This is a genomic window from Aquibacillus kalidii, from assembly GCF_014280935.1.
In the GTDB taxonomy this organism is placed as follows: Bacteria; Bacillota; Bacilli; order Bacillales; family Amphibacillaceae; genus Aquibacillus_D; species Aquibacillus_D kalidii.
In genome coordinates this window covers 69,646-82,876 of record NZ_JACLZI010000035.1, presented here as the reverse complement: position 1 = coordinate 82,876, position 13,231 = coordinate 69,646, and the positions used below count along the sequence as shown (strand labels likewise).

7 protein-coding genes are annotated in these 13,231 nt (G+C 37.1%); 3 read left to right on the top strand and 4 right to left on the bottom strand.

Features of this window, described 5'->3' with window-relative positions:
- The first annotated feature begins 17 nt into the window (after positions 1-17).
- Positions 18-1,361: a GH1 family beta-glucosidase gene (locus tag H7K77_RS07415; protein WP_186577097.1), complete on the top strand. Its 1,344-nt coding sequence runs from the start codon at positions 18-20 to the stop codon at positions 1,359-1,361.
- A 132-nt stretch (positions 1,362-1,493) separates the two neighbouring features.
- Here H7K77_RS07415 and H7K77_RS07410 read toward each other — a convergent pair whose 3' ends face one another.
- Positions 1,494-4,490: a glycosyl hydrolase gene (locus H7K77_RS07410; RefSeq protein WP_186577096.1), complete on the bottom strand. Its 2,997-nt coding sequence runs from the start codon at positions 4,488-4,490 to the stop codon at positions 1,494-1,496.
- A 471-nt stretch (positions 4,491-4,961) separates the two neighbouring features.
- Here H7K77_RS07410 and H7K77_RS07405 point away from each other — a divergent pair, with 471 nt between their 5' ends.
- Both H7K77_RS07405 and H7K77_RS07400 read left to right on the top strand, forming a co-directional pair.
- Positions 4,962-8,192 carry a cellobiose phosphorylase gene (locus H7K77_RS07405; RefSeq protein ID WP_186577095.1) on the top strand — a complete coding sequence of 1,077 codons (3,231 nt, stop codon included), beginning with the start codon at positions 4,962-4,964 and terminating at the stop codon, positions 8,190-8,192.
- Between the two features lie 177 nt (positions 8,193-8,369).
- Positions 8,370-9,329: a methyl-accepting chemotaxis protein gene (locus H7K77_RS07400; protein WP_186577094.1), complete on the top strand. Its 960-nt coding sequence runs from the start codon at positions 8,370-8,372 to the stop codon at positions 9,327-9,329.
- Between the two features lie 1,028 nt (positions 9,330-10,357).
- On the opposite strand, the gene H7K77_RS07395 is transcribed toward H7K77_RS07400, so the two are convergent.
- The 3 genes from H7K77_RS07395 to H7K77_RS07385 are packed head-to-tail and all read right to left on the bottom strand — an operon-like array spanning position 10,358 to position 13,143.
- Positions 10,358-11,476 carry an ABC transporter substrate-binding protein gene (locus H7K77_RS07395; protein ID WP_186577139.1) on the bottom strand — a complete coding sequence of 373 codons (1,119 nt, stop codon included), beginning with the start codon at positions 11,474-11,476 and terminating at the stop codon, positions 10,358-10,360.
- Positions 11,477-11,520: 44 nt separating this feature from the next.
- On the bottom strand, positions 11,521-12,300 hold the full coding sequence (locus H7K77_RS07390; RefSeq protein ID WP_186577093.1) for an ABC transporter ATP-binding protein: 780 nt from the start codon (positions 12,298-12,300) through the stop codon (positions 11,521-11,523).
- A gap of 27 nt (positions 12,301-12,327) precedes the next feature.
- Positions 12,328-13,143 (bottom strand): ABC transporter permease, encoded by an 816-nt coding sequence (locus tag H7K77_RS07385; RefSeq protein ID WP_186577092.1) that lies wholly within the window; start codon positions 13,141-13,143, stop codon positions 12,328-12,330.
- Positions 13,144-13,231: the final 88 nt, after the last annotated feature.

Here is a 13,231-nt window from a genome sequence, read left to right as displayed (position 1 = left end):
GACGGAGGGTAAGAATTATGGCGATAATAAAGTTTCCGGATAATATAAAGTGGGGGGCTGCAACGGCTTCCTATCAAATTGAAGGCGCAGCCTATGAAGACGGACGTGGGATGTCCATTTGGGATACATTTTCCCATACTCCAGGCAAAGTACAGAATGGTGATAATGGGGATGTAGCCTGCGATAGCTATCATCGTTATGAAGAAGACATTAAATTAATGAAGGAACTTGGTATTGATATGTACCGCTTTTCAGTATCTTGGCCACGGATTTTTCCTGATGGACGAGGGGAAGTAAACCAAAAGGGGCTAGCATTCTATCATGATTTTGTTGATGCTCTTTTGGAAAATGGAATTGAGCCAATGTGTACCCTATATCATTGGGATCTTCCCCAGTCACTTCAGGATATCGGAGGCTGGAATAACCGAGAAGTAGTCGATGCTTTTGCAGATTATGCTAAGTTGATGTTTCAGGAGTTTGGTGGAAAGATTTCAAAATGGATTACGATCAATGAACCTTGGTGTGTTTCCTTTTTATCCAATTACGATGGAGTACATGCGCCTGGAAACCAAGACCTTCAACTTGCAGTAAACATATCGCACCATTTAATGCTTGCGCATGGAAAAGCTGTCATAGAATTCCGAAACTCGGGCATAGAAGGTGAAGTGGGATATGCACCAAATGTAGAGTGGATTGAACCTTTTTCTTCTAAACAAGAAGATATAGATGCGAGTAATCGGGGGATGGGAATTTTCAAGGATTGGTTCCTAGATCCTGTAATTAAGGGTCGTTATCCAGATTTTATGATAAATTGGTTCAGTAAAAAGGGTGCTACGCTTACTATAGAAGATAACGACTTAGAGATTATCAGTCAGCCAATCGACTTTCTAGGGATCAATTTCTATACAGGTAGCGTTGGAAGATATAAGCCAAATGAAGACTTGTTGGATGTAGAAAAGCTAGATATAGGCTATGAGAAAACGGATATTGGCTGGAATATTTACCCGGAAGGTTTTTATAAAATATTAGCAAAGATTACCGAACAGTATGGACAGATACCAATCTATATAACGGAAAATGGTGCATGCTATAATGATGGAGTAGAAAACGGTCGCGTTAAAGATGAGAAGCGAATTGAGTACCTAAAACAGCATTTAATATCGATTCGACGCAGTATCGATACAGGTGTAAATATAAAAGGTTATTTAACGTGGTCTTTATTAGATAATTTTGAGTGGGCAGAAGGTTATGACAAGCGTTTTGGCTTAGTCCATGTTGATTTTAATACATTGGAGAGAACGAAAAAGGACAGTTTTTATTGGTATAAACAAACAATAAATAACGGTTGGTTTGAAAAGTAAAGCTATAATTCTAGTTCCATCATTTAATTGGGACTGGAATTTTTTTTCATCTTCTCACACTAAAAAATATGGTTAAGGCATAACAAAACTCGCTAAACAATTTCAAATTTGTTTAGCGAGTTTTTTAGTTATCTATTTCGTATGCGTATAATGTGGTGAATCATATTGTGGTCCTTGTTTTTCGTAAGTGAACCAATATTCTATCGTGTCTCCACTATTTAGACCAGAAATTGTTTTCTTCCATGTTCCGCTGTTATTTGTCATTCTAAAGTTTTGTTGATTACCACCATTAATCGTATAGTGTAAATCGACATAGTTAGACGTAGTTGTTGGTGTGAAATAAACAATTGCTTCTTCAGCAGAATTACTAGATACTCCAGCTGTATAATCTTCTGTTACATGCTCATCGGGGCTACCGCCATCGTTTCCACCACCTGTATTACTCGGTGACATTTTAAACCAATTAATATTGAAGTCGAAACCAGTTGCGTAAATTCTAACCGTTTGTTCACCAGCAGCTAAGTCAACTGTTTCGGTAACAGTTTGCCAATTTTGCCATCCGCCAGTATTAGGAATATCTGTTGTAGCTAACGTATTAGAAACAGATTGGAATTGAACTTGACCGTTTGAAGTTTGGCTAGCTACTCGGTATTCCAGATTGTATGTGCCTGCTTCTGGAACATTAATGGAATACTCTAACCAATCGCCAGTGTGAATATAGCCTATGTTTTCGCCACCGCCATCATCAGTAGTTGTCTCGTGCTCAACGCCATTCATGGCAGTATAGTTTTCTGCTTCAATCTTCGCAGGTAAGGTAACTGCGTCTGGTGATGGTTCACTTGGATCTCCGTCATTACCAGGGTCTCCACTACCTTCTCCGTTCCCTGTGCTGAAACTATTTGGTGCGACTGTAACAGAGTGGCCATCAGAGAAATGAACTGTTTTTGTTTGATCTGTCATATTGTAAACGACATACGTTTTGTGACCGTTTTTGTTAAATACTGCATAAATCGGGTAATCAGCTGTTACTGTAGGATCTGCATTTCCAATTGCGTCTAAATTGTATATCCAGTGATACATATTTGCTTTCGAATTACCAGCTTCAGGAACCATGTCCGCAATATTTTCGTTATATAAGGACTTGGCATCTCCTGGATCTGATATGGCTCGATACATATAAATCAAATCTTCCCAAACATCAAAGTTTGTACCACCATTTTCAGAAACTAGTGCATTGTAATTCGTTGCTGTGTACTCAGGATAGTGGGTTAAATATAAAGATGCTCCAGTGATAGGCAACCAGTTAATACCGTGAACTTCCTCTGGGTTAGCTGTCCACCATACACCATCTCCAACTGTTTTACCACCCCATATCATACTAGCTGTAGAACGTCCAAAATCGGGGTGATGTGTATTTTCATTTACGTCAAACCAGTATTCATTTATTGCATTCATTTCAGTGGTATATAGGTAGATTCCTAGATCACGAACTTTCTCATCATTTGTTGCTTCCCCCCATAAAATTAGACCGGCCCATGCATTCATTGCTTCAGAAGAGGATTCATTGTTGTTACCATCGCCAAATCGTGAATGCCCAGATGCCCATGAATGACCTGCATATGGATCAAAATTACGTAAAAACGGGAATTGGTCGTCGTTACGATCTGGGTTAGCTATATCACGAATTAAAAAGTCTACCATCGAACCATAGTTGGAATCACTTGCCCAATCTTTATCTACACGGGCAATTTCGGCTGCTGCCTTAATAAAATATCCATAGTGGAAGTGATGATCATTAAGTTGATCTGCTGTTCCAAAACTGTCAGGATAACCGATTGTGGTTCCCCAGTTTTCATTGTAGTAAAATAGTTCAGAACTATTTATATTTCCTGAGGCATCACTCGCTGTAAACCAATCTTCTAGTCTATTTCTAATTTCATTTCTAAATTTACTAGAAGCGGTCGTATCGCCAACTTGATCGGCGATAGGAGCTAGTGTTGCTAGTTTACCTAATCGTTTTCCGACCCAATACGTATCGGGTGTTTCTGAATATTCTTCTGCCTCTGCTTCATCTACATATTGTGCTAGTTGATTGACGTCATAGGAACCTTTATTAGGTAATGAAGGTAATACTCCAGTAAATGTCATGCTTGTTTGGAAAGAAGAACCTTCCGCTGTTTTCATTAGTCCTCTAACAGAGTTATAGGTATATGGAAGAAGGGATCGATTCATATTTTTCCATTGGTGTGGATACAAGGCAAAGATTGTACCTGTTCGCGAACCTTCTTTTGCAGTTGTGGTGTATGTGTAATTGGTTGTTACAGAGCTTGTTTGTTCATCATATGCCCACTCTACTTTCGTGTCTGTTATATGGGAGTATGCATATTGTTTAAATTTTTCTAATGTTTCAGGTGAATTGTCTGGAAGTGCTGATATAGAAAAATAATCTTTACCATTGAGATTGTTAGTCAATGTTTTACTCCCAACGCCAGCCCAAGTACTTCCAGATGGCCCGAATAAAGCATAGTGACTGCCTTCTATTGTGACACCTAATACAGAACCTGAACTGTCCCCATACCAAACATTAGGTGCAGTATAAAACGATAGTTCAGGGTTTCCTCCGCCAAAATCAAAATAGACATATGGCGAACCGTGTCCGTAAGTAACCTCCATAGAGTTTGAACCACTTTCATACAAAGCACTTACAAACCAATCGTCAGAATCGTTGACTTTAGCGTCTGGAAAAGTAGATGCATTAGAGTGACCTACCGTGAAATCATGAATATCATTAATCCAGCCACAGACACAAGAAGAGTTAGCAGTAATTCTAGAGCTAGGGTTATAAATTCTAAATCCATCCTCTTGATTTTTAACTGCAAGGGGGTGAGGGTACTGTGCTTCTGAGTACTTATCCCAAGCTAGGTTACTCCACCAGTCATTCGTTGGCATTTTTCCTTGGTAATTGTCTGTTTTGTAGATTTGTTCCTGAACATTTGTAGCACCGGGTGGGAGAACGGTAGAATAGGAACCAGCACCGGATGTTACTTCACCTTGAAATGCTAACGATTGTATAGGGATGAGTGTCATTGCTAATAGTAAAGCTAGTAAAACATATAAGGTTTTCTTCATAAGATCCTCCTATTTACAGTTATAGAAAACGGTTTCCTCAATATGCATACAGACCTCCTTTCTTCGTGATAAACAAGATTTACAAAATTTATGAAACCGCATTCATTTAAATTATTCCATGAAATTTTAAAAACGTCAACAGACAACACTAAGTTTTAATAATAAATCACTACTATATAGTAGGTATTAAGAACTAAATGATTAAAAAAATTCAAATAGACAAAAGTAGTTCTTTAAATATTTTTGTATTATTTATATAATGGTAGCATATCGAAAGAAAACGATTTCTTTGTTATTGTTTATAAAATTTACTTGGATTGTTTCAAACCTAGAATACTATTTTAATGACATGTTTTCTCGCTCAATGCAATTTTAAATCAGCAATAGTACCTTGCAAAAAGAATGAATGGAAACGTTTTAATTATGTTTTAGAACAAATCTATTAGTTTTTTAAAAGGAGTTTATTACTTTATGGATTATGGAAGCTATCGTTTTGATGAGAAGAAAAGATTTATTATTGAGGATTTTGATAAGGCAAAAACATTTTCTAGTTTTTTACCAGGAATAGCTGGTGTAATGGGAATTCCGATGTGGACCTTTTATGTTAACCGAGGACAGGCGATTTCAAGTTTTGGTGTACAAGATAAAAACGCTCCAATCATGGAGTTTTCGCCAGCAAATATTGCTTATAAAAATGTCTCGACGAGTGGTTTTCGAACCTTTATAAAGTTTACCAATTCAGGAGATATCTATGAACCCTTTCAACCGACACCAAATAAAAATATTAAAAGAAATATGTACATCCAGCCAAATCAACTCAGTATTGAGGAAGTCAATCAAGACCTAAATCTAAAGGTGAAGGTGCACTATTTCAATTTACCTGAAGCAAACTTTGCTGGTTTGGTTAGACAAGTGGAAATTTCTAATTTAGATGAAGAGACGATAGAGGTGGAAGTCTTAGATGGATTGCCAGAAATTCTTCCGTTTGGGGTAGAAAATGCAGGGTACAAGGAAGTTGGGAATCTATTACGAAGTTGGATGGAAGTGTATAACCTAGATGCAAAGATTCCGTACTATCATGTGCGAGCAAGTATGGGGGATGAAGCAGAGGTAAGTGAAATCAATGGTGGCCACTTCTATTTATCTTTTAGTGAAGAGGGGAAGCTAATCAGTCCGATCGTGGATGCAGACATAATATTTGGTAGTAACAATTCATTGCTTCATCCAGATAATTTTGGAATGGAGAGTTTAGAAGCGTTAATGGATAAGGAACAGATCACTGCTAATAAAGTACCTTGTGGGTTTACCCCAGTTGCGAGAACATTGGATTCAAAACAAAAAATGAGGATCTGTACTGTAATAGGTCATACTGCTGATATTAGTACAATTAATAAACAAGCAAACAAAATTGCTAGCTTTAACTACATAGAGAAAAAGCAGAATGTTGCTAACAAACTAGTAAGAGACCTTACTAATAATGTCCAAACCAAAACGAGTCATAACATCTTTGATGAGTACTGCCGCCAAAACTATTTGGATAACTTTTTACGTGGAGGTTACCCTTATATTTTAGATAATGGTCAGGATGGTTTTGTTTATCATCTATATTCTCGCAAACATGGAGACCAAGAGCGAGATTATAACTTCTTTACCATTGCTCCAGAGTACTACTCGCAGGGGAATGGTAATTTCCGAGATATGAATCAAAATAGAAGAAATGATATTTATTTTAACCCAGCAATAGGTAGCTTTAATACGAAAATGTTCATGAGTTTAATTCAAGCGGATGGTTATAATCCACTTTTAGTTAAAGGTTGTTCGTTTGAAATAAGAGCTGAGGAACAATCTAATTTAGAAAAGATCATTAGGACAAATGTATTAAGCGATCATAAAGAATTACTACAGCTTCTTTCTGGAAAATTTACACCGGGTAAGCTTATTAACTTTATTTCTGATAAAGAGGTTCACTTAAAGGTTGATAAACAGGAATTTTTAAAAGAAGTTCTAAAACTTTCTGAGCAAAATATTGAAGCAGCTTTTGGGGAAGGATTCTGGATTGATCACTGGACATATAACCTAGATTTAGTAGAAAGCTACCTTGATGTTTTTCCAGATAAATTAGAGGAATTTCTTTTTAGGGATAATAGTTACAAGTATTTTGATAGTCCTGTAATGGTATTACCTAGGAGTGAAAAATACGTTCTCTCGAAAGGTAATGTAAGACAGTATGGATCTGTAACCGAAGACGAAGAAAAGATGTCCCAATTAGGAGTAAGCCTGGATGAAACGAATTGGTTAAAAACCGATAATGGGCATGGAGATATCTATCATTCAAACCTGTTTGTGAAGCTAGTGTCCTCGTCTTTGATTAAGTTTGCCACGCTCGATCCATTCGGTATAGGAATTGAGATGGAAGCAAATAAGCCAGGTTGGAATGATGCGATGAATGGTCTTCCTGGATTGTTTGGTTCAGGAGTTAGTGAAACCTTCGAGCTTAAACGAATGATTCAATTTATTTTGTCTACTGCTAAAGAATTTTCACAAGAAGAGATGACACTACCTATTGAAATGAATGATTTATTAAACTGTGTTAGTGGGGAGCTAGACCAATATTTTGACAAAGAACTAGATGATTTTACTTATTGGAATCATGTCGCTACATTAAGAGAAACGTATCGTCAGAAAATTAGATTTGGAATAAAGGGAGAAGAGGTAACTGTACCGCTAACACTTGTTGTCCAAATCTATCAGAAGTTTTTAGAGAAAATCAATTTAGGAATTGCTAAAGCTGAAGAACTTGGTAATGGGCTATATCCAACATATCTAGCATACGATGTCGCTGATTATGAAGTGTTGAAGGATGAAGGTGGTCAAGAAGTTCTGACTGCTTATGGATTGCCTAAGGTAACAGTGAAGGAGTTCTCTACCCCTAAAGTGCTTCCATACTTTTTAGAAGGACCGGCACGAGCAATGAAAACAGTCGGTGAACAGGAAAAGGCCAAGAAAATCTATCAAACTATTAAAGAAACAGAGTTATTTGACAAGCAGATACACATGTATAAAACATCCGTAAGCTTGAATGAAGAATCATTTGAAATCGGAAGAATAAAAGCATTTACTCCGGGATGGTTAGAGCGGGAATCGGTATTTTTGCATATGTCGTATAAATATTTATTAGAGTTGATAAAGGCTGGCTTACATGAAGAATTTTATAACGATATCCAAACATCACTTATTCCATTTTTAGATCCGAAAGTGTATGGAAGAAGTACGTTAGAAAATTCATCATTCCTTGCTAGCTCTGTTAATCCAAATCCAAATTTCCACGGCCAGGGCTTTGTAGCACGTTTGAGTGGCTCAACAGCAGAGTTTTTAGGAATGTGGAAAAACATGTTTATCGGTAAAAAGGTATTCCTCCAAGAAGAGGGTGAATTAAGGTTACAATTAACGCCAATCTTACCTAATTGGTTGTTTGATGATCATGGGGAAGTTTCCTTTACGTTCTTAGGCAAAATAGATGTGACTTACCGAAACCTTTCTAAGAAACATACATTTGGTGATAGGAAGGCTGAAGTAAAATCCTATACACTATTATTCTATGATGGAAATAAAAGGAAGATTGATCAACCATTTTTAAATGAAAAAGAAGCTTTAGCGATAAGGGAAGGATTAGTTTCTGCGATCGAAGTGGAGTTAGGCTAACAGAATAATGGGGCAAAAAGGATTAGACTTTTAATCAATCTAATCCTTTTTGTGTGGCATTTGATAGAAATAAACAAGTAATCTTTATTAGAGTTTTTCGTGGTGTAATCTTGCGCACTACTAAACAACTGATTGTTTGATAAAATCAACAAAGATAGTAACTAGGAGGGCAATCAGATGGTAATGAAAAAAAGAGAAATAAGTCAATTGAATGAAAAATTAGAACAGGCAAACAACTATATATTAAAACTGGAACACGAAAAAGAATCTATGTTACAGGAGCAGGCAAATGTTTATAAAAAAATAGAGGAAGATTTACTTGGTACGGTTAAACAGCATGAGCATGTAAATTCACAGCATCATGATTTATCTGACTTAGTTTTGGAGATTAAGTCTAGGTTTGATCAGGTGCGAACATTAGGAGCTGAATCAAGTCAACATGCAACAGGATTGGCTATAAAAGGAGAAGAATTACTTGATTCTTCTAAGCAGCTTATCGATATCACGGATAAGAATGAACACAAGATGGAACAAAATAAGTGGCTGATGGATAGCTTAGAGAATCAAATGAACCGAACAGCATCGAGTATGAAGGAACTATCAGATCATTCTAATACCATTAAAGAAATAGTGAATGTAATTAATGATATTGCCTCACAAACAAATCTTTTAGCCTTAAATGCGTCGATTGAAGCAGCTCGTGCAGGTGAACATGGCAAAGGTTTTTCTGTTGTAGCAGAAGAGGTTCGTAAGCTTGCAGAAAATACAGCGGATAGCACAAGACATATTGCAGAAGTAACGAGTACAATACAAGATAAAATTGCAGAGGCACAAGCAGATTCGATACAGAATCAAGCGGTATTAAGAGATTCAATGGAAATAAACGAACAAACTAGGGTTACAATGAAAGATATGATGGCGATTGTCCAGATCGTGAGAGATAATACCAAATCTGCTTCATTTTCCATTGAAACACAGAATCAATTATCTAGTGGGATGATCAGCAATATCGAGGAGACTAATGCAATTTTTGATAAAATTAATCAGGCAATCATGCAACATATAGAGGATGCAGAAGTTGTTGATCACCAACTTGCAACAGGAATTGAAGGAATTAAAACAAAGGTTGTAGAGTAGGGAAGTATACTTAAGATTTGAATGTAATAAAGAAGGGCCAGCATCGTAATTATTTTTGTCGTAGTATCTATAGAATCACCAGTAAGAAGTTGGATAGGCAATATAACGAACCAAAATCTTATTGTTCCGCTAATTTCGCGAGGTTAGCTACCCTCTAACAAAGCGAGATCTTATGATATTTCTAAATTCGCGAGGTTAGCTGCCCTTTAACAAAGCGAAATCTTATTGTTCCGCTAATTTCGCGAGGTTAGCTGCCCTCTAATAAAGCGAGATCTTATGATATTTCTAAATTCGCGAGGTTAGCTGCCCTCTAACAAAGCGAGATCTTATGATATTTCTAATTTCGCTACGTTAGGTGCCCTTTAACAAAGCGAAATCTTATGATATTTCTAAATTCGCGAGGTTAGCTGCCCTCTAACAAAGCGAAATCTTATTGTTCCGCTAATTTCACGAGGTTAGCTGCCCTCTAACAAAGCGAAATCTTATTGTTCCGCTAATTTCGCGAGGTTAGCTACCCTCTAACAAAGCGAGATCTTATGATATTTCTAAATTCGCGAGGTTAGCTGCCCTCTAACAAAGCGAGATCTTATGATATTTCTATTTTCGCGACGTTAGGTGCCCTCTAACAAAGCGAAATCTTATGATATTTCTAATTTCGCGAGGTTAGCTGCCCTTTAACAAAGCGAAATCTTATTGTTCCGCTAATTTCGCAATGTAAGGAGCCCTTTACATAGAGAATTCTTGATATTTATCTAATTCGCGACGTTAGAACTCCTTTCGATTCACAATCCACAACGTCGGATTTGCACTCAACTAATTAAAAAATAAGAAGTTACTGCAGATTTAACCTCAACTGCGTCATTATGGATATAGTAAGGTATGTGAAATTGGCTTGAGATAAAAATGAGTGTGCTGCAACATAAGTGAAAGACAAAACAAAAGCACCTCCAATGTCGTTTTAATTTAAATACGACTCAGGGGGTGCTTTTTCCTCTCCAAAGTAATGAGAGGTGCTTTTAATATTGACTTTATTCGTATTCGCCGATGATTTCTACGACTTCTTCAGCCAAGGAAGTATCAATCACTTTTTCAAAATCCAATTCCGAAGAAATAGCGCCATTTTCTTTATAGAATTGGTATTGCTTCTTAATATCATCGATGAACATTTCTCCATTTGGATCTAAGCCAACGACACCGATGTTTTTCCAAACCTCTGGGTCCTTTGTTGCAGTATGCTTTGTCATAATGTCGATGATTTCATCTTTAGTTCCTGTTTCTTTTACGAATGCATCATTATAGTCACGAACCCCTTTAAGATAAGCTGCCATGAAACGTGTAGCTACATCTCGTCGCTCAGTTAAAAATTTAGGTGAACCTAGTACCATAGCGATCTGGGCTTTTGGTGCAAAATCAGTTGCATCCCCAAAACGGACATGGATATCATTTGTGATGCCTTGTGCAATTAATGGTTCAATTTGCAAAGCAGCATCAATTTGTTTATTACCTAAGGATGCCATCATGTTACCGAAGTCAGACATTAAAACAAACTCGACATCATCTCTAGTTAATCCTGCATGCTCTAACATCTGTTGGAAAATATAGTCATCGACTGCATTTTTAGTAGAAACAGCAACTTTTTTCCCTTTTAAATCCTTATAGTCTTTAATCTCATCCTGTAAGTCTTTTCTTAGTACAAAAGAAAAGTAGGAGTTGCCTTTTATGTTGTGTCCTTTATCGGCAATAAAGCGAACATCAATACCTTGTGCGATTGAGTTAAAGAAAGAGGCAGATGAAATTCCGCCAGCTACATCGACTTCTCCAGCAGCAACAGCCGGTAGCATCTCATCGCTGTTACCAAACGTCGCGAACTCTACTTCAATGTTGTAATCTTCAAAATATCCTTTTTCTTTAGCAATGTAAAAGCCTGCACCTGATGCTGATCCATCTTCAGCAATGACTACCTTAGCCGTTTCTTCTAAAGGTGCAAGTGGATCATCTGATTGCCCTGATTCTCCTCCGGTTTCAGTTGTATTACCATCTGATGGATCTGTTTTTTGATCCTCTTCATTTTGCTCTGATGTATTGGAGCTACATGCTGATAGTGCCAAAGTTAGGACAAGAAAAGGAATAGCCAACCATTTCATCATACTTTGTTTCATAAATAAATCTTCCTTTCTCCATACATTCTTTACTAGGCACGAGAGCCTTGCACTTCTTTTTGTAAATGCTGCCAGATATCAACAAATTCCTGTGCCATTTCTTCATTAGAACGAATGCTTTCCATCGTTCTTGGTCTAGGTAAATCGATCTTCTTTTCCTTAACTATTTGACCTGGCTGTGAACTCATTAGTAGGATCCTGTCACTTAATAACATTGCCTCATCAATACTGTGCGTGATAAATAAAACTGTTTTCTTTGTTTCTGCCCAAATATTTAGAAGTTCTTCCTGTAATATAAATTTATTTTGCTCATCTAATGCAGCAAATGGTTCATCCATTAACAATATCTCTGGGTCATTAGCGAAGGCCCTAGCTATACTTACACGCTGCTTCATACCACCAGATAATTCTTTTGGATACAATTTGGCAAACTTTTCGAGACCAACCTTTTTAATATAATAATCACTGCGTTCTTTGATTTCCTTTTTAGGCAAATGACGCATTTTTAAGCCAAAGGCGACATTCTCTTCAACGGTCATCCATGGAATAACCCCACGTTCTTGAAAGACCATTGATTGTAATGGTTTTTCACTTTCACTTTGATGAATTTGAATATCACCAGTACTCGGTGTTTCTAGACCTGCTAAGATACGTAACAAGGTAGTTTTCCCACAGCCACTGGGACCGAGAATACAAACGAATTCTCCGTCCTCAATGTCCAGGGAAATGTTCTTAATTGCTTCCACACTTTCATTTCGCTTATAAAAGATTTTAGTTAACTGATCTAGCTCAATTTTAGTATTGCTAGACAATCGGAACACTCCCTTCCTGATAAACACTTACTTCCATGGTAGTAATTTACTCTGAAGACCGCGGATGACAAGAGAAAAGAAATAACCAAAGAATGAAATCAGTACAAGACCCACGTACATTTCTGGAAGCAAGAAGGCTTTATAGTTCATCCATATTACATAACCAATCCCTGAATTAGCACCAATCATTTCAGCTGCCACAATGGTTAATAACGCAATGGCCTGCCCCATTTGGATACCTTCAAGCATGACTGGAAGTGAACCGGGTAAAGCAATTTTGAAAAAGAAATGTTTTGCATTTGCTCCATAGTTTTTGGCTACATCTACATATATGTTGTCAATATTCGTAACCCCGGCAGCTGTATTAATGGCTACAGGGAAAAAGACACTAATAGCAATGGTAACCATTTTTGAAAATTCACCAATCCCAAATACAATCAAAATAATTGGGAGCATGGCCAGTGTTGGTATTGGCATTAAGGCCATAATTAGTGGTGAAAAGAAATGGCGAATAGGAGAATACATCCCCATCAATAGCCCGATACAAATTGCCGGAATGACACCAAGTAAGAATCCAGCAAAGATCCGGAGTAAGCTTACTTGTAGATGAGTAAATAGTTCTCCGCTTAATCCCATTTGATAAAGTGTTGCTAATATTTTTGTTGGTGGTGGAAAAAAGCGCGGATCAATTAAGGCAGTTCGCGATAACAGCTCCCATAAAAGTAAAATGAAAATAGGAGATGAAATCGTAAGTAATTGCTTTAATTTGTCACGACGCTGACGTTTTTTAAATTCTTCTTTTTCCACCTGTATTGCAGATTCATTTAACTGTTGTTCTTTCATGCTGTCACCACCTCTCACGTTGATATCCTATGCATTCGCCCAGAAAGGTGTGAAATTTTTTTGTGAGTTTAGAGGGATGTATAGGAAC